This is a genomic window from Lentibacillus halophilus, from assembly GCF_039522485.1.
Taxonomy (GTDB): domain Bacteria; phylum Bacillota; class Bacilli; order Bacillales; family Amphibacillaceae; genus Lentibacillus; species Lentibacillus halophilus.
Genome location: NZ_BAAADM010000021.1, coordinates 23,579 through 41,259, shown reverse-complemented (window position 1 = coordinate 41,259; position 17,681 = coordinate 23,579). Strand labels below are relative to the sequence as shown.

The 17,681-nt window shown below is 44.9% G+C and carries 26 protein-coding genes; all 26 read right to left on the bottom strand.

Translation table 11 applies throughout. The features are described from left to right. Window positions 1-20 precede the first annotated feature (20 nt). Entirely contained in the window at window positions 21-203 is a 183-nt protein-coding gene (rpmD, locus tag ABDZ72_RS04545; protein WP_343751434.1) for a 50S ribosomal protein L30, read from the bottom strand. Window positions 204-221: 18 nt separating this feature from the next. Next, window positions 222-719 (bottom strand): 30S ribosomal protein S5, encoded by a 498-nt coding sequence (gene rpsE, locus ABDZ72_RS04540; protein ID WP_343751433.1) that lies wholly within the window; start codon window positions 717-719, stop codon window positions 222-224. Window positions 720-743: 24 nt separating this feature from the next. Further along, window positions 744-1,106, bottom strand: coding sequence for a 50S ribosomal protein L18 (gene rplR, locus ABDZ72_RS04535; RefSeq protein WP_343751432.1), 363 nt, complete (start codon window positions 1,104-1,106; stop codon window positions 744-746). Between the two features lie 32 nt (window positions 1,107-1,138). Continuing rightward, a complete protein-coding gene (gene rplF, locus ABDZ72_RS04530; protein ID WP_343751431.1) occupies window positions 1,139-1,675 on the bottom strand; it encodes a 50S ribosomal protein L6 in 537 nt (178 codons plus the stop codon). Between the two features lie 30 nt (window positions 1,676-1,705). Next, the gene (gene rpsH, locus ABDZ72_RS04525) at window positions 1,706-2,104 is read right to left on the bottom strand and encodes a 30S ribosomal protein S8 (RefSeq protein ID WP_343751430.1); all 399 of its coding nucleotides are present in this window, start codon (window positions 2,102-2,104) and stop codon (window positions 1,706-1,708) included. Window positions 2,105-2,134: 30 nt separating this feature from the next. Then, window positions 2,135-2,320, bottom strand: a complete 186-nt coding sequence (locus tag ABDZ72_RS04520; RefSeq protein ID WP_343751429.1) for a type Z 30S ribosomal protein S14 — start codon at window positions 2,318-2,320, stop codon at window positions 2,135-2,137. A 30-nt stretch (window positions 2,321-2,350) separates the two neighbouring features. Further along, window positions 2,351-2,890 (bottom strand): 50S ribosomal protein L5, encoded by a 540-nt coding sequence (gene rplE / locus ABDZ72_RS04515; RefSeq protein ID WP_343751428.1) that lies wholly within the window; start codon window positions 2,888-2,890, stop codon window positions 2,351-2,353. 26 nt (window positions 2,891-2,916) lie between these two features. After that, entirely contained in the window at window positions 2,917-3,228 is a 312-nt protein-coding gene (gene rplX, locus ABDZ72_RS04510; protein ID WP_343751427.1) for a 50S ribosomal protein L24, read from the bottom strand. A gap of 36 nt (window positions 3,229-3,264) precedes the next feature. Then, window positions 3,265-3,633 (bottom strand): 50S ribosomal protein L14, encoded by a 369-nt coding sequence (gene rplN / locus ABDZ72_RS04505; RefSeq protein WP_343751426.1) that lies wholly within the window; start codon window positions 3,631-3,633, stop codon window positions 3,265-3,267. Between the two features lie 45 nt (window positions 3,634-3,678). Beyond that, the gene (gene rpsQ / locus ABDZ72_RS04500) at window positions 3,679-3,942 is read right to left on the bottom strand and encodes a 30S ribosomal protein S17 (RefSeq protein ID WP_343751425.1); all 264 of its coding nucleotides are present in this window, start codon (window positions 3,940-3,942) and stop codon (window positions 3,679-3,681) included. Window positions 3,943-3,964: 22 nt separating this feature from the next. Continuing rightward, window positions 3,965-4,165, bottom strand: coding sequence for a 50S ribosomal protein L29 (gene rpmC / locus ABDZ72_RS04495; RefSeq protein ID WP_343751424.1), 201 nt, complete (start codon window positions 4,163-4,165; stop codon window positions 3,965-3,967). After that, complete coding sequence (gene rplP, locus ABDZ72_RS04490; RefSeq protein WP_343751423.1) at window positions 4,155-4,589, bottom strand: 50S ribosomal protein L16; 435 nt, start codon at window positions 4,587-4,589, stop codon at window positions 4,155-4,157. The genes rpmC and rplP overlap by 11 nt, the downstream gene beginning before the upstream one ends. Before the next feature lie 18 nt (window positions 4,590-4,607). Continuing rightward, entirely contained in the window at window positions 4,608-5,249 is a 642-nt protein-coding gene (rpsC, locus tag ABDZ72_RS04485; protein WP_343751422.1) for a 30S ribosomal protein S3, read from the bottom strand. 3 nt (window positions 5,250-5,252) lie between these two features. Then, window positions 5,253-5,594, bottom strand: a complete 342-nt coding sequence (rplV, locus tag ABDZ72_RS04480) for a 50S ribosomal protein L22 (protein ID WP_343751421.1) — start codon at window positions 5,592-5,594, stop codon at window positions 5,253-5,255. Window positions 5,595-5,612: 18 nt separating this feature from the next. Then, window positions 5,613-5,891 (bottom strand): 30S ribosomal protein S19, encoded by a 279-nt coding sequence (gene rpsS / locus ABDZ72_RS04475; RefSeq protein ID WP_343751420.1) that lies wholly within the window; start codon window positions 5,889-5,891, stop codon window positions 5,613-5,615. 57 nt (window positions 5,892-5,948) lie between these two features. Then, on the bottom strand, window positions 5,949-6,779 hold the full coding sequence (gene rplB, locus ABDZ72_RS04470; RefSeq protein ID WP_343751419.1) for a 50S ribosomal protein L2: 831 nt from the start codon (window positions 6,777-6,779) through the stop codon (window positions 5,949-5,951). A gap of 28 nt (window positions 6,780-6,807) precedes the next feature. Further along, window positions 6,808-7,095, bottom strand: a complete 288-nt coding sequence (gene rplW, locus ABDZ72_RS04465) for a 50S ribosomal protein L23 (protein ID WP_343751418.1) — start codon at window positions 7,093-7,095, stop codon at window positions 6,808-6,810. Then, complete coding sequence (gene rplD / locus ABDZ72_RS04460; protein ID WP_343751417.1) at window positions 7,092-7,718, bottom strand: 50S ribosomal protein L4; 627 nt, start codon at window positions 7,716-7,718, stop codon at window positions 7,092-7,094. Before rplD ends, rplW begins: the two co-directional genes overlap by 4 nt. A gap of 26 nt (window positions 7,719-7,744) precedes the next feature. Beyond that, on the bottom strand, window positions 7,745-8,374 hold the full coding sequence (gene rplC, locus ABDZ72_RS04455) for a 50S ribosomal protein L3 (RefSeq protein WP_343751416.1): 630 nt from the start codon (window positions 8,372-8,374) through the stop codon (window positions 7,745-7,747). 31 nt (window positions 8,375-8,405) lie between these two features. Further along, the gene (rpsJ, locus tag ABDZ72_RS04450) at window positions 8,406-8,714 is read right to left on the bottom strand and encodes a 30S ribosomal protein S10 (RefSeq protein ID WP_343751415.1); all 309 of its coding nucleotides are present in this window, start codon (window positions 8,712-8,714) and stop codon (window positions 8,406-8,408) included. Between the two features lie 367 nt (window positions 8,715-9,081). Next, a complete protein-coding gene (gene tuf, locus ABDZ72_RS04445; RefSeq protein WP_343751414.1) occupies window positions 9,082-10,272 on the bottom strand; it encodes an elongation factor Tu in 1,191 nt (396 codons plus the stop codon). Between the two features lie 119 nt (window positions 10,273-10,391). Further along, a complete protein-coding gene (gene fusA, locus ABDZ72_RS04440; RefSeq protein WP_343751413.1) occupies window positions 10,392-12,470 on the bottom strand; it encodes an elongation factor G in 2,079 nt (692 codons plus the stop codon). A gap of 38 nt (window positions 12,471-12,508) precedes the next feature. After that, on the bottom strand, window positions 12,509-12,979 hold the full coding sequence (gene rpsG, locus ABDZ72_RS04435) for a 30S ribosomal protein S7 (protein ID WP_343751412.1): 471 nt from the start codon (window positions 12,977-12,979) through the stop codon (window positions 12,509-12,511). Window positions 12,980-13,017: 38 nt separating this feature from the next. After that, window positions 13,018-13,437: a 30S ribosomal protein S12 gene (gene rpsL, locus ABDZ72_RS04430; RefSeq protein WP_343751411.1), complete on the bottom strand. Its 420-nt coding sequence runs from the start codon at window positions 13,435-13,437 to the stop codon at window positions 13,018-13,020. A 138-nt stretch (window positions 13,438-13,575) separates the two neighbouring features. Then, entirely contained in the window at window positions 13,576-13,827 is a 252-nt protein-coding gene (locus ABDZ72_RS04425) for a ribosomal L7Ae/L30e/S12e/Gadd45 family protein (RefSeq protein WP_343751410.1), read from the bottom strand. Window positions 13,828-13,952: 125 nt separating this feature from the next. Beyond that, complete coding sequence (rpoC, locus tag ABDZ72_RS04420; protein WP_343751409.1) at window positions 13,953-17,564, bottom strand: DNA-directed RNA polymerase subunit beta'; 3,612 nt, start codon at window positions 17,562-17,564, stop codon at window positions 13,953-13,955. Window positions 17,565-17,681: the final 117 nt, after the last annotated feature.

Below are 17,681 nucleotides of genomic sequence, written 5' to 3'. Positions count from 1 at the left end.
CCTCTTACGCTTTATCGTCTTTAGAGTTCATTCACGGTTACCATGTGTGATATTTTATCAATCATACCTCGCACAACCGGTGTATCTTCCCGTACGACGGACTGATTAATTTTTTTCAGACCCAGAGATTGAACCGTTTCACGCTGTGCTTCGGTCCGGCCGATGATACTGCGCATGAGGGTTATTTCTAGTTGTTTGGACATTTTTTTCCCTCCTTATCCTTACAATTCTTCGATGGATTTGCCGCGTAGTCTGGCCACATCTTCTGCTGTTTTCAGACTTGATAAACCATTCAATGTTGCGTGAATCATATTAATTGGTGTATTAGAACCCAATGACTTTGTCAGAATATCGCTCACGCCTGCAAGTTCAAGAATGGCACGCACCGGACCGCCTGAAATTACACCGGTACCTTCTGTGGCCGGCTTCATCAATACATTACCGGATCCATGTTTACCGTGTATTTGATGAGGAATGGTTGTGCCGACAATAGGCACTTCAATGAGGTTTTTCTTTGCATCATCGACGCCTTTTTTTATGGCTTCCGGGACTTCTTTCGCTTTTCCTGTCCCAAAACCGACATGGCCATTTTTGTCCCCGACAACAACCAAAGCCGCGAAACGAAAATTCCGTCCACCTTGCACAACTTTTGCAACACGGTTAATAGCGACAACACGTTCCTCAAGATCTAACTTGTTTGGATCAATGCTAGTATTCATTTATGTCCCTCCTTTATTTGACGTTTAAAATTCAAGGCCGAATTCACGTGCAGCTTCAGCTAGTGCTTTTACACGTCCGTGATAAATATAACCGCCACGATCAAAGACAACCGAACCATAACCTTTATCTTGAGCACGTTTTGCAACAAGTTTCCCTGTTTCTTCAGCTGCCTCCACGTTGCCAGTGGCCTCCAAATTCAATTCATTATCCATTGTTGATGCGCTAGCTACAGTAACGCCCGCCATATCATCAATCAATTGTGCATAAATGTGTTTATTGGAACGGTACACATTGAGACGTGGACGCTCTTGTGTTCCGAAAACTTTTTTGCGGACTCGTGCATGTCTCTTTTTACGCAAATCGTTTTTGTCCGGTTTTGTGATCATCCAGGTCACTCCTTTCTGTTCCCTAACTAACCCTACTTAGCTGTCTTACCTTCTTTTTGTCGAACACTTTCGCCTTCGTAACGAATTCCTTTTCCTTTATAAGGCTCAGGCGGCCGGACCGCTCTGATTTTGGCGGCAACAGCACCAACTAGTTCTTTATTAATGCCTTTAATAACGATTCTTGTGTTTTGTGGCACGTCAATGTCAATGCCTTCAACCGGTTCAACTTCCACCGGGTGTGAATACCCCGCATTCACAAGTACCTTGTCGCCCTGTTTTTGTGCTCGATAACCGACACCGTTGATCTCCAATGCTTTTTCAAAGCCTTTGTGAACACCTTCAACCATATTGGCGATCAGGCTGCGGGTGGTGCCGTGCAATGCACGATGCGCCTTTTGCTCACTTGGACGTTCAACAGTCAAAACGTTATCGTCAATTACAACTTTCATTTCCGGATGAATATTTCTTGTTAGCTCACCTTGAGGGCCTGTTACTGTAACAGTATTTCCATCCAGTTTAACCTCAACCCCCTCAGGGATTTCGAGCGGTTTCACTCCTATACGGGACATTCCTTCCACCTCCTGTTCTAAAAGTAAATGTTACCAGACATATGCAAGCACTTCTCCGCCAACGGCCCGATTGCGTGCTTCTTTATCGGTAAAAACACCATGTGATGTTGATACAACTGCGATACCAAGGCCGTTTAGCACCCGTGGTACTTCATCCGCTTTTGCGTACACACGCAACCCCGGTTTGCTGATGCGCTTAAGGCCTGTAATGACACGTTCTTCTTTGTTGCCATATTTTAAGAAAATGCGCAGAATACCTTGTTTATCGTCTTCAACAAATTCATATTCACGGACAAAACCTTCGCGTTTGAGGATATCAGCGATTTCTTTTTTTATTTTGGAAGCCGGAAGCTCCAATTTTTCATGTCGCACCATATTGGCATTGCGAATGCGCGTCAGCATATCTGCGATTGGATCTGTCATAACCATTACTACATTACCTCCTTCCCGAATCGGGGTTTACCAGCTTGCTTTTTTGACGCCTGGAATTTGGCCTTTATAGGCAAGTTCTCGGAAACATATACGGCACAATTTGAATTTGCGAAGCACTGAATGTGGGCGGCCACAACGTTGACAACGTGAGTATTCACGCACTTTAAACTTTTGCGGGCGTTGTTGTTTCGCAATCAATGATTTTTTAGCCAAAATTTTCCCTCCTTAAGATTAGCCATCGAATTATTTCTGGAAAGGCATGCCAAGCTGAGTCAACAATTCACTAGCCTCTTCGTCCGTATTGGAACTGGTCACAATAACGACATCCATTCCCCGTATTTTACTTATATTATCATAGTCGATTTCCGGGAAAATCAGCTGTTCTTTTATACCAAGTGTGTAGTTGCCACGGCCGTCAAATGCTTTTTTTGAAATACCGCGGAAATCTCGTACACGCGGTAGCGAAACGGCAATAAGTTTGTGCAAAAACTCATACATCCGTTCATTCCGCAACGTCACTTTGGCTCCAATCGGCATCCCTTGGCGAAGGCGAAAGCCGGCAATGGATTTTCTAGCACGGGTAACAATGGGTTTCTGACCAGTAATCAGCGCAAGTTCCTCAACCGCATTGTCCAGAACCTTTGTGTTTTGAACAGCGTCACCGACACCCATATTGACGACGATTTTTTCAATTTGAGGCACTTCCATGACGGAATTATATTCAAATTTATTCATCAAGGATGGTTTAATTTCATCTTGGTATTTTCGTTTTAGTTCGTTCATACAAGAGCCCTCCTTTCACCTGCGAACTATTTATCTAATGCTTCACCGGATTTTTTGGCGATACGGGTTTTTTTACCATCGTGTACTTCATATCCTACCCGTGTCGGCTCACCCGATTTCGGGTCAATTGGCATGACATTGGAAACATGAATAGCCGCCTCCTGGTTCAGGATGCCACCTTGAGGGTTGTCCTGTGAAGGTTGAGCGTGTTTTTTAATCATGTTGATGCCTTCCACCAATACACGGTCTTTTTTCGGGTAGGCTTCTAATATGGAACCTTCTTTTCCGCTGTCTTTGCCGGAAATAACTTTAACTTTGTCACCTTTTTTTACATGCATGCTTTCTGCACCTCCTTGGCAAGGCTTTTCATTCTTCTACAGTACTTCCGGAGCAAGAGACACAATTTTCATGAACTTGGCATCACGTAATTCACGTGCAACTGGTCCGAAAATACGGGTGCCTCGCGGTCCTTTATCATCACGTACAATGACGGCAGCATTTTCATCAAAACGGATGTACGATCCATCATTACGACGTACGCCGGATTTAGAGCGGACGATAACGGCTCTGACTACTTCATTCTTCTTGACAACGCCTCCTGGTGTAGCTTGTTTCACCGTACAAACAATGACGTCGCCAATATTAGCCGTTTTTCGGCCGGACCCGCCCAAAACTTTGATGGTTTTTACTTCACGGGCACCAGAGTTATCTGCAACTTTTAAATTTGTTTCTTGTTGAATCATATCGCTGTGACCTCCCTTCGCGGATAACCTTCCGAGCGAACTTATTTAAATAACGACCGCTTCTTCAACGATTTCAACCAGACGGAAACGTTTTGTAGCTGACAGTGGACGGGTTTCCATGATCCGAACAACGTCGCCATTTTTCGCTTGGTTATTTTCATCATGTGTTTTGAACTTCTTTGAGTACTTCACACGTTTGCCGTATAATTGATGAAATTTATATGTCTCAACGACAACGGTAATAGTTTTGTCCATCTTATCCGATATAACGCGGCCAGTATAGGATTTTCTATTATTACGCTCACTCATATTGAGGCAACCTCCTCTCGGGTTAATTATTAATGCTCAGTTCGCGCTGGCGTATGACTGTTTTCATACGGGCGATAGATTTTTTTACCTGACGGATACGGGCAGTATTTTCGAGCTGTCCGGTTGCAGATTGAAAGCGCAGATTAAAGAGCTCTTCTTTTGACGACTTGACTTTCTGTTCAATTTCGGCAGTGGTCAGTTCTCTGATTTCATTAGCTTTCATTTGATTCACCACCAATTTCTTCACGTTTTACGAATTTGGTTTTAATCGGCAGTTTATGAGAAGCAAGCCGCAACGCTTCACGTGCAACCTCTTCAGGTACACCTGCTATTTCAAACATAATTTTTCCTGGCTTAACAACTGCGACCCAGCCTTCGGGAGCACCTTTACCGGAGCCCATGCGCACTTCAAGGGGTTTTGAAGTGTACGGCTTATCAGGAAAGATTTTAATCCATACTTTACCGCCACGTTTCATGTAACGGGTCATTGCAATACGGGCTGCTTCAATTTGACGGCTCGTGATCCATGATGGCTCAACGGCCTGCAATCCGTATTCACCAAAGGCGACTGTCGTTCCACCTTTAGCTTGGCCCTTCATACGGCCACGATGCTGCTTGCGGTGTTTAACACGTTTAGGCATTAACATAATGCACGTCCCCCTTCCTTAGTTTTCTTCTTTAGTTGGAAGGACTTCTCCACGATAAATCCACACTTTAACACCAAGTTTACCGTAAGTGGTGTCGGCTTCTGCCATGCCATAGTCGATATCGGCACGTAATGTGTGCAATGGAACCGTTCCTTCACTATAATGTTCCGAACGGGCAATATCCGTTCCGCCCAGTCGTCCTGACACTTGTGTTTTAATCCCTTTAGCTCCTCCGCGCATCGCACGCTGAATGGATTGTTTCTGCGCACGCCGGAAAGAAATGCGGTTTTCCAGTTGGCGGGCTATGCTTTCCGCAACAAGTGTCGCATCCAGATCCACTTTCTTAATCTCAACAATGTTAATGTGAACACGTTTGTCTGTCAGGTTGTTCAATGATTTGCGCAAAGCTTCAACTTCCGATCCACCTTTACCAATGACCATCCCGGGCTTTCCAGTATGAATTGTCACATTCACGCGATTTGCTGCACGCTCAATATCGATATGAGAGACGGCGGCCGTACTCAGACGATTTTCAAGATATTCTCTGATTCTAATATCCTCATGAAGCAAGTCGGCATATTCGCTGTCAGCATACCACTTTGATTCCCAGTCACGGATGACGCCAACGCGAAGGCCATTTGGATTCACTTTTTGACCCACGGACTATCCCTCCTTCTTCTCTTTTACCACGATGGTTATGTGGCTTGTGCGTTTATTGATCGGGCTCGCGCTTCCTTGCGCACGTGGACGGAAACGTTTTAAGGTAACCCCTTCATCCACAAAAGCCTCCGATACCATCAGATTATCAGGTTCCATTTCATAATTATGTTCCGCATTGGCAACAGCAGAGTTTATAACTTTTTCCACAGGTGTGGAAGCGCTGCGTTGTGTGTGGCGCAAAACTGCAATTGCTTCGCCGATTTCTTTACCTCGAATCAAATCCACGACTAAACGAACTTTACGAGGAGCAATACGAACAGATTTTGCAACGGCTTTTGCTTGCATGCAGAATGCCTCCTCTCTTTAGCGTTTTGTTTTCTTATCATCGCCAGAATGCCCTTTAAACGTACGGGTTGGCGCAAATTCGCCTAGTTTGTGACCGACCATGTCTTCCGTCACATAAACAGGTACATGCTTTCGACCATCATAAACAGCAAACGTGTGCCCAACAAAGTTAGGAAAAACGGTTGATCGACGTGACCACGTTTTAATGACTTGTTTTTTATCAGATTCGTTCAGGTTTTCCACCTTTTTCATCAGATGATCATCAGCAAAAGGTCCTTTTTTTAAACTACGACCCATGGATAAACCTCCTTTCGCAGTTACACGGCAACGTATGTGTGCCGCTTTAACGTCCTGTTATTTTTTGCGTTTACGTACAATATACTTGTCGGAAGGCTTATTACGCTTACGAGTCTTATAACCGACGGTCGGTTGACCCCATGGTGATACTGGTGATTCACGTCCGACAGGCGCACGTCCTTCACCGCCGCCGTGTGGGTGGTCATCCGGGTTCATAGCAAATCCACGTACGGTTGGGCGTTTACCAAGCCAGCGTGAACGGCCTGCTTTACCGACACGGATAAGTTCATTTTCTAAGTTACCTACCTGACCGATTGTAGCACGGCAAGTGGACAATACCAAACGTACTTCATCCGATGCCAGACGTACAAGTGTATATTTTCCATCACGTCCGAGTACTTGGGCATCTGCTCCTGCTGAACGAACGAGTTGACCACCACGTCCGGGCTTTAGTTCAATGTTATGAACTATGGTACCAACTGGAATGTCTTTTAGCGGAAGTGCATTGCCTAGTTTAATGTCAGCATTCTCACCGGATACAATTTCATGACCGACCTTAAGTCCTTTTGCCGCCAAAATATAACGTTTTTCACCATCAACATAGTTAATCAATGCGATGTTAGCGGAACGATTTGGATCATATTCAATAGTAGCAACGCGTCCTGGTATACCATCTTTATCCCGCTTGAAATCAATGATACGGTATTGGCGCTTATGGCCGCCACCTTGATGACGAACGGTCATTCTTCCATTGTTGTTACGACCGCCGTGTTTATACAATGGACTTAACAGGGATTTTTCCGGGGTATCCGTTGTTAGTTCCGAAAAATTAGATGCAGACATATTACGTCTACCGTTTGACGTTGGTTTAAATTTCTTAATCGCCATCTTTTTCCCTCCTTCACTTAATATTTAATCAGCCTTCAAAAAAATCCAGTTCTTTGCTGTCATCTGAAAGTTTTACAATCGCTTTTTTCCGGTTCGGGCGGTAACCTCCATATCGACCCATTCGTTTAAATTTGCCTTTAACATTCATTGTGTTGATGCCTACAACTGTTACATCAAAGATAAACTCAACAGCTTTTTTAATTTCTGTTTTATTGGCTTTGGGTTCCACTTCGAACGTATATTTCTTTTCCTCCATCAATTCAGCTGATTGTTCTGTAATGACAGGGCGTTGGATAACATCACGTGGATCTTTCATCGTGCAAGCACCTCCCCTGCTTTTTCGGCTGCATCTTTCGTTATGATCAGCTTGTCATGGTTCAGCAAGTCCAGTACGCTTACGTCTTCCACCGTCAACACATCCACATTTGGAAGATTGTTAGCCGAGAGGACAATATTTTCATCATTGTCAGATGTCACAATAAGTGCTTTCGTATTAACGTCAAGTGCTTCCAGCAGTCTTTTTACATCTTTAGTTTTCGGTGTCTCAATTGAAATATCATCAAGAACAACCATGTCATCTTCTTGCACTTTCGTGGAGTAGGCTGATTTCAAAGCCAGACGACGAACTTTTTTTGGTAGTTTGTAGCTGTAGTTACGCGGTGCCGGACCAAAGACGACTCCGCCTCCAACCCAGTGCGGCGAGCGGATTGATCCATGCCGAGCCCGACCAGTACCTTTTTGTCGCCATGGCTTTTTCCCTCCGCCACTTACTTCGGACCGCTTTTTCACCTTGTGTGTCCCTTGACGCAAAGAAGCCTGTTGCATGACAACTGCTTCATGCAAGACATGTCTGTTAGGCTCGATGCCGAATACAGCATCATTTAATTGAACATCTCCGGACTGCGAACCGTCTTGTTTTAATAGTGCTACTTTAGGCATGACATATCCTCCTTTCGTTTAAATAATTAGTTAGCCTTAATTGCACTCGTTATTTTTACATTCGATTTTTTCGGGCCGGGAATATTTCCTTTTATCAATAGCAGATTACGTTCTGTATCCACTTTGACAATTTCAAGGTTTTGAATCGTTACTTGTCTATTGCCCATTTGGCCAGGAAGCTTTCTACCTTTAAATACGCGCTGGGCGTTCATATCTCCCATACTGCCCGGGCTTCTGTGAAAATGGGAACCGTGTGTTTCTGGTCCGCGTTGGAAACCGTGGCGCTTAATGGCACCTTGGAAACCTTTCCCCTTTGTCGTCCCAGTTACGTCAATCTTTTCTCCAGTTTCAAATATATCAACAGCAAGTTCCTGACCAACGTCGTAATTATCAGGGCTTGCATCACGGATTTCACGAACGCAGCGCTTAGGAGTTGTTTTTGCTTTTTCAGCATGACCCTTCTCTGCCTTATTGGAACGTGATTCCTTCTTGTCAGCAAAGCCAAGTTGCACTGCTTCATAACCATCATTTTGCATGGTTCTCTTCTGCAAAACCACATTGGGCTCTGCTTGAATGACCGTTACCGGTGTCAACTCGCCTTCTTCTGAAAAAAGCTGTGTCATGCCGATTTTGCGGCCTAAGATTCCTTTCGTCATCCGTTACACCTCCTATTAGTAAGTCAATCGATTATAATTTAATTTCAATGTCAACACCTGATGGCAAATCGAGACGCATGAGCGAATCAACGGTTTGCGGTGTTGGGCTGACGATATCAATTAAACGCTTATGCGTGCGCATCTCAAACTGTTCACGGGCGTCTTTAAATTTATGTGTGGCGCGTAATACCGTGTAAACAGATCTTTCAGTTGGCAAAGGTATAGGACCGGAAACATTGGAACCGGAACGCTTTGCAGTGTCCACAATTTTCTCCGAGGACTGATCTAAAATGCGATGATCATAAGCCTTCAACCGAATACGAATCTTTTCTTTTGCCATTACTTTCCCTCCTTTACGTCCATTTTAAATAGACATGCTCCGTGAAAATTTCTTAACCACCCGCCATGGCAAAGGGGCCGGGTGTATCAACAACCTTTCACTTCATCGCGTTTTTTGACCAACATTCAAAGTATATACAAAAATGAAAGTCAACGCAACTACAGATTGTCTCTATCAAATAATTGCGCACATCTATGTATTATACAAACCAAGCCTTGCAATTGCAAGGCTTGAGAGCTATTTTTTTAAATTTTTTACTCTGCCTAAACACCATATAATGCATTCATTTGGTGGAACCTGTTTCGCAAAGGCCATTTAAAAAACAGACAGCGGCGCCAAGCTGTCTGTTTTTATTCACGTCATCTGCTTATTCCTGGATAGTTGAAACAACTCCGGAACCTACTGTGCGCCCGCCTTCACGGATGGAGAAACGGGTACCATCTTCAATAGCAATCGGAGAAATCAAGTCAACCTGCATTTCAACATTATCACCAGGCATTACCATTTCCACGCCTTCCGGTAGCTGGATAACACCGGTTACGTCTGTGGTACGGAAGTAAAACTGTGGACGGTAGTTCGCAAAGAATGGGGTATGACGTCCGCCTTCATCTTTGGACAATACATAAACTTCCGCTTTAAACTTTGTATGCGGTGTAATGGACCCCGGCTTTGCAAGAACCTGCCCCCGGTTGATTTCTTCGCGGGCCACACCACGAAGAAGGGCGCCGATGTTATCGCCTGCTTCAGCATAGTCAAGTAGCTTACGGAACATTTCCACACCTGTAACTGTTGTTTTCCGCAAGTCCTCTGCCAATCCGACAATTTCAACTTCATCACCGACTTTGACTGTTCCGCGTTCAACACGCCCGGTTGCAACTGTTCCGCGACCTGTAATAGAGAAAACGTCCTCGATAGGCATCATAAAGTTTTTCTCATGGTCACGCTCAGGTGTAGGGATGTAGTCATCGATGGCCGACATCAATTCCATGATTTTTTCTTGATGTTCTTCGTCGCCTTCAAGTGCTTTCAGTGCTGATCCCTTCACAACTGGAATATCGTCTCCAGGGAAGTCATATTCTGATAACAGGTCACGAACTTCCATTTCAACCAGTTCAAGAAGCTCTTCATCATCAACCATGTCAACCTTGTTCAGAAATACGACAATCGCAGGAACACCGACGTTACGGGAGAGCAGAATATGTTCACGTGTCTGCGGCATAGGGCCGTCAGCTGCGGATACGACCAGAATGGCACCATCCATTTGTGCCGCACCGGTAATCATATTTTTAACATAGTCAGCGTGACCCGGGCAGTCAACGTGAGCGTAGTGACGGCCTTCCGTTTCGTACTCAACGTGGGATGTTGCAATGGTAATTCCACGCTCTTTTTCTTCCGGAGCATGGTCAATCTGATCAAATGCCATAGCCTGAACCTCATCGGTTTGCTGATTCATTGTTGTTGTGATAGCGGCTGTTAATGTCGTTTTACCATGGTCAACGTGCCCAATTGTTCCAATGTTAACGTGACTTTTCGAACGGTCAAATTTTTCTTTAGACATGTATATTTCCTCCTTTAATAAAATAAAAGTAATTATGGTTTCTATTTCAAGCCTAACCCATGTGGTACCAAAGGAAGGCCTTTAATAAAAGTTATACGTTACACGAGGAGAAAAATCAATTATTCTCCTCCATTTTTCTTAATAATTTCTTCAGAAATGCTCTTCGGTACTTCCTCATAGTGATCGAATTGCATAGTAAAGGTTCCACGTCCTTGCGTGTTGGATCTCAGTGACGTTGCATAACCAAACATCTCCGCAAGCGGCACAAAAGCTTTGACAAGTTGTGCCGGACCGCGTGGCTCCATTCCTTCAACGCGTCCCCGGCGGGATGTTACATCGCCCATAATATCGCCCATGTACTCTTCCGGTACAACAATTTCCACTTTCATCATCGGTTCCAGAAGAGCTGGCTGACATTTGCTTTTAGCTTCTCTGAGGGCCATTGATCCGGCAATCTTAAATGCCATTTCGTTGGAGTCAACATCATGGTAGCTTCCATCAAACAACGTCGCTTTAACGTCAATAAGTGGATACCCTGCAAGAACACCATTTTCCATAGCTTCCCGAATGCCTAATTCAACAGATGAAATATATTCCCGGGGCACGACACCACCAACAATTTTATTATGGAATTCAAACCCAGCGCCTTCTTCATTGGGTTCAAATTCAACCAAAACATGACCATACTGGCCGCGTCCACCGGATTGGCGGATAAATTTCCCTTCAACTTCTGATGATGCACGGAATGTTTCACGGTAGGCCACTTGCGGAGCGCCAACCTGTGCATCCACTCCAAATTCCGTCTTTAAACGATTAACGATGACATCAAGGTGCAATTCGCCCATACCGGATATAATCGTTTGCCCGGTTTCTTCATCGGTTTCCGTCTTGAACGTTGGATCTTCCTCAGCCAATCTGGCAAGTGCATGGGCCATTTTATCCTGGTCTGCTCTTGTTTTTGGTTCAATAGCCACTGAAATAACCGGTTCAGGAAAGTCCATGGATTCAAGAACAACAAGTTCTTTTTCATCACATAGCGTTTCGCCTGTAGCTGTATCCTTCAAGCCCACTCCAGCAGCGATTTCACCAGAATGTATTGACTTAATTTCTTTACGGGAATTGGCATGCATCTGCAGAATTCGTCCAACCCGTTCCCGTTTATCCTTCACGGTATTCTTGACATACGAACCGGCATTCAGTGTTCCTGAATAGACCCGGAAGAACGTCAGTTTACCCACGTATGGGTCCGCCATAACTTTAAAAGCAAGTGCTGAAAACGGCGCATTGTCGTCGGACGGACGTGTTGTTTCTTCCTCAGTTTCTGGAACAAAACCTTCAATCGGCGGTACATCTGTTGGCGATGGAAGATAATCTATAACACCGTCTAACACCAACTGAACACCTTTGTTTTTAAATGCAGAACCGCAATAAACTGGATAAAAATCCACGTTCAGAGTTGCTGTTCGAATGGCTTGTTTAAGCTGATCATTGGAAATGTCTTCGCCATCAAGATATTGCATCATTAAGTCTTCATCAAGTTCCGCAACGGCTTCCACCAACTCGCCGCGTAGTTCCTCGGCTCGTTCTTTATAATCATCAGGAATGGCGCGCGCTTCCGCACGAGTTCCCAATTCATCCTCATAGTAGTAAGCCTGCATCGTCACCAAGTCAATGATACCTTCAAAGTTATCTTCGGCTCCAATTGGTAATTGTACAGCATGCGCATTGGCTCCAAGGCGTTCTTTCAGTGTATTAGTTGAATACATGAAATCCGCGCCGACTTTGTCCATTTTATTGATAAACACGATACGAGGCACACCATAAGTTGTCGCCTGACGCCATACGGTTTCGGTCTGGGGTTCCACACCTGATTGGGCGTCAAGTACGGTAACCGCACCATCAAGCACACGCAATGAACGTTCAACTTCAACGGTGAAGTCCACGTGACCTGGCGTATCAATAATATTTATACGGTGATTTCTCCACTGGGCTGTTGTAGCAGCCGACGTAATGGTGATCCCCCGGTCCTGTTCTTGCTCCATCCAGTCCATCTGTGAAGCACCTTCATGGGTTTCACCGATTTTGTGAATGCGTCCTGTATAGAAAAGAATACGCTCGGTGGTAGTGGTTTTTCCGGCATCGATATGTGCCATAATACCGATATTGCGTGTCTTTTCCAAGGAGAACTCTCTGGCCATGTATTCTTCTCCTTTCTGATGTAATTTTTATAAGTTTTTTACCAGCGATAATGGGCAAATGCTTTGTTGGCCTCTGCCATTTTATGCAGTTCTTCACGCCGCTTCACAGATGCTCCCGTGTTATTGGACGCATCAAGTATCTCATTTGCCAGCCGTTCCTCCATCGTGTTTTCTCCACGGAGACGTGAGTAATTAACAATGTAACGCAACCCCAAAGCCTGACGGCGTTCTGCACGCACTTCCATTGGCACTTGATAATTGGAGCCACCCACACGGCGTGCGCGTACTTCCAATACAGGCATAACATTTTTCATGGCCTGTTCAAATACTTCCATTGCATTCTGGCCACTTCGTTCAGTAACGATTTCAAATGCTTTATACAGAATTTTTTGTGCTTTCCCCCGTCTGCCATCGATCATGATTTGGTTGATCAAACGAGTTACTAACTTTGAGTTATATAACGGATCCGGCAAGACATCGCGTTTAGGTACTGGTCCTTTACGTGGCATATGTCCCCCTCCTTTCCCAAATGTGTTTTATAAATCTGTTATTTTTTGGCTTTTGGTTTTTTCGTCCCATATTTTGAACGGCCTTTAGCGCGGCCTTGCACACCTGCAGTATCAAGCGCACCACGAACAACATGGTAACGAACACCCGGCAAGTCTTTTACACGGCCACCACGAACAAGCACGACACTATGCTCTTGCAAGTTATGTCCGATTCCCGGAATGTATGCTGACACTTCCATGCTGTTGGAGAGACGGACACGTGCATATTTACGGAGTGCTGAGTTCGGTTTCTTTGGTGCTAATGTCCCGACCCGTATACAGACACCCCGCTTTTGTGGCGAATTAAGCTTCGAAAATTCTTTCTTGAAGCTGTTATAATTCCAATTCAACGCTGGAGAGTCATACTTCTTCGGTTTATTTACACGACCTTTGCGTACAAGTTGGTTTATAGTAGGCATTCCTATTTTCCTCCCTTCCATATAAATGGTAATTAAGCTGTGACGACCACTGCTGGAGTAGTTTGCAAGACCACACATCCAGGTGGTTCATGTTTTTGCAAAAAAACAAGGCTTCCGCGATAAGCAGCGCCAAACCCGCTATCGTTTTACTGCCACAGCTGATGCACCAACATCAATCCCACAAGCGGAACCAAGTTTCTTTTTGGAATCAACACGAGAACAGATGATTCCTAGCTCTTGGGCCAATGTTTCCACCGTTTGTGTCATTTGTCGATCTGCATCATCAGCAATAAATACTTCTTTTGCGGCACCATGTCTCATTGCCTTAAGTGTTTGTTTCGTTCCGATTACCAAGTATGCCTGAGACTGGGTCACTTTTTCATAAGACATTCGCATATCCTCCAAAGTAACAAATATAATCGGAAGCACCTTGGATATATTACCATTCTCTTTTTTTGATGTCAATGCTATTTTCATTGTTCAGAGATGGGTGCTTCCGATTTTTTTATGCTATTTTATTGCACGATCTCTGTCTCATCCAGCTCTTCGACATCTTCCTCCGGTTCATCGGTATCTGTTTCCAGACGTCGATAGCGTTGAATGCCTGTGCCGGCAGGAATTAACTTACCAATAATGACGTTCTCTTTGAGACCCATGAGTTCATCGCGTTTCCCTTTAATACCAGCATCTGTCAGAACGCGAGTTGTTTCCTGGAAGGATGCAGCTGACAAGAACGAGTCTGTTTCCAGTGATGCCTTTGTAATACCAAGCAATATCGGTTTTCCAATAGCCGGCGTTCCACCTTGTTGCAGAATCCCGTAATTGGCTTCTCTAAATTGATGGATTTCAAGCAATGAACCTGGAAGTTCATTGGTATCCCCGGAATCGACGATACGAATCTTGCGCATCATCTGACGAACCATTACTTCTACGTGCTTGTCGTCGATTTCTACACCCTGCATGCGGTATACTTTTTGTACTTCACGAAGCAAATACTGTTGTACCCCTTCGATTCCCTGCACTTTCAAGAGTTCTTTCGGATCGATGGAACCTTCGGTCAACTCTTGCCCTGCAACCACTTCATCACCGGTGGTCACCTTCATACGCGCATTATATGGAACAGGGTACGTACGTTGTTCGACCTCGCCTTGAATAATGATTTCCTGTTTGTCTTTTCCTTCTTTGACCTCTTCAACTGTACCAAAGACTTCGCTGATCACGGACTGACCTTTCGGATTGCGTGCTTCAAAAAGTTCCTGAATACGCGGCAGACCTTGTGTAATGTCATCGCCTGCAACGCCACCAGTATGGAACGTGCGCATCGTCAGCTGCGTACCAGGTTCTCCAATGGATTGAGCGGCGATGATACCCACGGCTTCCCCGACTTCCACTTCATCACCTGTGGCGAGGTTTCGTCCATAACATTTCTTGCAGACACCATATTTGGAATTGCATGTGAACGCAGAACGAATGATCACTTCTTCGATCCCTGCCTCAACAACCTGCTTGGCTTGATCTTCCGTGAGCACTTCACCCTTTTCAGCAATAATCTCCCTCGTATCCGGGTGACGCACGTTCTCAAACACGGTACGTCCACCCAACCGGTCAATAAACGGTTCAATAACCTCGGAGTCGTCTTTCAAGGCTGAAACAGTCAATCCACGATCCGTTCCACAGTCATCTTCACGGATAATAACATCTTGCGCCACATCCACAAGACGACGCGTCAGGTAGCCGGAGTCGGCGGTTTTCAGTGCTGTATCGGCCAGACCTTTACGAGCACCGTGTGTCGAAATAAAGTATTCCAGAACAGTCAGTCCTTCACGGAAGTTGGACGTAATCGGCAATTCAATAATTTCACCGGATGGGTTAGCCATCAGACCGCGCATACCGGCAAGTTGTGTAAAGTTGGATGCGTTACCTCTTGCACCGGAGTCACTCATCATGAAGATTGGATTGCTGGTATCCAGTGATCCCATCAAACGTTCCTGAATATTGTCCTTGGCTTTCGACCATATGGCAATCACCCGGTCATATCGTTCATTATCAGTGATCAGACCACGTCTGAACTGTTTCTGCACTTTATCCACATCATTCTGTGCATCATTCAGAATTTCTTCTTTTTCAGAGAGTACAACCACATCGGAAACCCCGACTGTCATACCGGCTATCGTCGAATAACTAAAACCAAGATCCTTCATGCGGTCAAGCATTCGTGACGTTTCCGTAATCTTGAACCGTTTAAACACTTCCGCAATGACGTCGCCCAATATATCTTTTTTAAATGGCGATACAAGTTCACAGTTCCTGATTTCTTCGGCAATGTCGGCACCATGATCAATAAAGTATTTGTCAGGTGTCTCCACTTCCAGGTTGTGTTTCGTCGGTTCGTTAATATATGGGAACGACTCCGGTAAAATCTCGTTAAATATAAGTTTTCCGACTGTTGTTATAAGCATTTGGCTCTGCTGTTTTTCCGTAAATGATTTTTTATTCAAGCTGGATGCTTTAATGGCAATTCTTGAATGCAAATGAACATACCCATTACGGTAACTGAGCAACGCTTCGGCTGTATCCTTAAATCGACTTCCTTCACCAATGGCACCGGCGCGTTCAAGCGTAAGGTAGTAGTTGCCGAGAACCATATCCTGTGATGGCGTCACAACAGGTTTTCCATCTTTCGGGTTCAGAATATTTTGAGCGGAAAGCATCAAAATACGCGCCTCTGCCTGTGCTTCTGCAGAAAGTGGAACGTGAACAGCCATCTGGTCCCCATCAAAGTCAGCATTATAAGCATTACAAACCAGTGGGTGTAGCTGAATAGCACGACCTTCTACCAATACCGGCTGAAATGCCTGAATACCCAAGCGATGCAGTGTCGGCGCACGATTCAATAGTACCGGATGTTCTTTAATAACTTCTTCAAGAACGTCCCATACTTCTGGATGCACGCGCTCAATTTTGCGTTTGGCTGATTTAATGTTGTGGGAATAGCCTTTTTCAACCAATTCCTTCATAATAAATGGTTTAAACAATTCCAGTGCCATTTCCTTCGGAAGACCACACTGATGCATTTTTAAACTTGGTCCGACAACAATGACCGAACGACCGGAATAGTCAACCCGTTTCCCGAGCAGATTTTGACGGAATCGCCCTTGCTTCCCTTTCAGCATATGGGAAAGGGATTTTAACGGCCGGTTTCCTGGCCCGGTTACAGGGCGTCCCCGGCGTCCATTGTCAATCAGGGCATCAACCGACTCCTGCAGCATCCGTTTTTCATTTTGCACAATGATGCTTGGCGCACCAAGGTCGAGCAATCGTTTCAACCGATTATTACGATTGATGACGCGGCGATATAAATCGTTTAAGTCGGATGTTGCGAATCGGCCGCCGTCAAGTTGAACCATGGGGCGTATTTCCGGCGGTATAATCGGCAGTACATCCAGCACCATCCACGATGTATCATTTCCGGAATTGCGGAATGAATCAAGTACTTCCAATCGTTTTATGGCACGCGTTCGGCGCTGTCCCTGCGCTGTTTTCAATTCCTCTTTCAGCGTGTCTACTTCTTTCTCAAGGTCAATGTCGCCGAGAAGTTTTCGGATCGCTTCTGCTCCCATTTGTGCTTTAAACGTCGCACCGTATTTATCGTAATAGGTTCTGTATTCTTTTTCAGACAACAGCTGTTTTCTCTCCAGCGGTGTATCACCGGGTTCAGTGACAATATATGCGGCAAAGTAAATAACTTCTTCCAGTGCACGCGGCGACATATCCAACGCGAGTCCCATGCGGCTTGGAATGCCCTTAAAGTACCAAATATGGGATATAGGAGCAGCAAGTTCAATATGACCCATACGTTCACGGCGCACTTTTGCTTTCGTGACTTCAACACCACACCGGTCACAAACAACTCCTTTATAGCGTATACGTTTGTATTTTCCACAATGGCATTCCCAGTCTTTTTGCGGTCCAAAAATCCGCTCACAAAACAGGCCATCTTTTTCCGGTTTTAACGTGCGATAGTTGATCGTTTCCGGTTTTTTGACCTCACCGTACGACCATGAACGAATTTTCTCTGATGAAGCCAAACCGACTTTCATATACTCAAAATTATTTACATCCAGCAAGGGTCTACCTCCCTTTTTAGTGTCCGATTTTCCTGCAAACCTGAAAATAAGATGAAGGCAAAGGGCGTAAAATCAGCTGGATAGCCCATTTCATACGCCCGGAGCTGTTCATTCTCT

Bases quoted from the DNA above. Each gene is read 5' to 3' on its own strand.
- rpmD (WP_343751434.1), bottom strand. From the start codon at position 203: ATGTCCAAACAACTAGAAATAACCCTCATGCGCAGTATCATCGGCCGG.
- rpsE (WP_343751433.1), bottom strand. From the start codon at position 719: ATGAATACTAGCATTGATCCAAACAAGTTAGATCTTGAGGAACGTGTT.
- rplR (WP_343751432.1), bottom strand. From the start codon at position 1,106: ATGATCACAAAACCGGACAAAAACGATTTGCGTAAAAAGAGACATGCA.
- rplF (WP_343751431.1), bottom strand. From the start codon at position 1,675: ATGTCCCGTATAGGAGTGAAACCGCTCGAAATCCCTGAGGGGGTTGAG.
- rpsH (WP_343751430.1), bottom strand. From the start codon at position 2,104: ATGGTTATGACAGATCCAATCGCAGATATGCTGACGCGCATTCGCAAT.
- rplE (WP_343751428.1), bottom strand. From the start codon at position 2,890: ATGAACGAACTAAAACGAAAATACCAAGATGAAATTAAACCATCCTTG.
- rplX (WP_343751427.1), bottom strand. From the start codon at position 3,228: ATGCATGTAAAAAAAGGTGACAAAGTTAAAGTTATTTCCGGCAAAGAC.
- rplN (WP_343751426.1), bottom strand. From the start codon at position 3,633: ATGATTCAACAAGAAACAAATTTAAAAGTTGCAGATAACTCTGGTGCC.
- rpsQ (WP_343751425.1), bottom strand. From the start codon at position 3,942: ATGAGTGAGCGTAATAATAGAAAATCCTATACTGGCCGCGTTATATCG.
- rpmC (WP_343751424.1), bottom strand. From the start codon at position 4,165: ATGAAAGCTAATGAAATCAGAGAACTGACCACTGCCGAAATTGAACAG.
- rplP (WP_343751423.1), bottom strand. From the start codon at position 4,589: ATGTTAATGCCTAAACGTGTTAAACACCGCAAGCAGCATCGTGGCCGT.
- rplV (WP_343751421.1), bottom strand. From the start codon at position 5,594: ATGCAAGCAAAAGCCGTTGCAAAATCTGTTCGTATTGCTCCTCGTAAA.
- rpsS (WP_343751420.1), bottom strand. From the start codon at position 5,891: ATGGGTCGTAGTTTAAAAAAAGGACCTTTTGCTGATGATCATCTGATG.
- rplB (WP_343751419.1), bottom strand. From the start codon at position 6,779: ATGGCGATTAAGAAATTTAAACCAACGTCAAACGGTAGACGTAATATG.
- rplW (WP_343751418.1), bottom strand. From the start codon at position 7,095: ATGAAAGATCCACGTGATGTTATCCAACGCCCTGTCATTACAGAACAA.
- rplD (WP_343751417.1), bottom strand. From the start codon at position 7,718: ATGCCTAAAGTAGCACTATTAAAACAAGACGGTTCGCAGTCCGGAGAT.
- rplC (WP_343751416.1), bottom strand. From the start codon at position 8,374: ATGACGAAAGGAATCTTAGGCCGCAAAATCGGCATGACACAGCTTTTT.
- rpsJ (WP_343751415.1), bottom strand. From the start codon at position 8,714: ATGGCAAAAGAAAAGATTCGTATTCGGTTGAAGGCTTATGATCATCGC.
- tuf (WP_343751414.1), bottom strand. From the start codon at position 10,272: ATGTCTAAAGAAAAATTTGACCGTTCGAAAAGTCACGTTAACATTGGA.
- fusA (WP_343751413.1), bottom strand. From the start codon at position 12,470: ATGGCCAGAGAGTTCTCCTTGGAAAAGACACGCAATATCGGTATTATG.
- rpsG (WP_343751412.1), bottom strand. From the start codon at position 12,979: ATGCCACGTAAAGGACCAGTACCTAAACGCGATGTCTTGCCGGATCCG.
- rpsL (WP_343751411.1), bottom strand. From the start codon at position 13,437: ATGCCTACTATAAACCAACTTGTACGCAAAGGTCGTGTAAATAAACCG.
- ABDZ72_RS04425 (WP_343751410.1), bottom strand. From the start codon at position 13,827: ATGTCTTATGAAAAAGTGACCCAGTCTCAGGCATACTTGGTAATCGGA.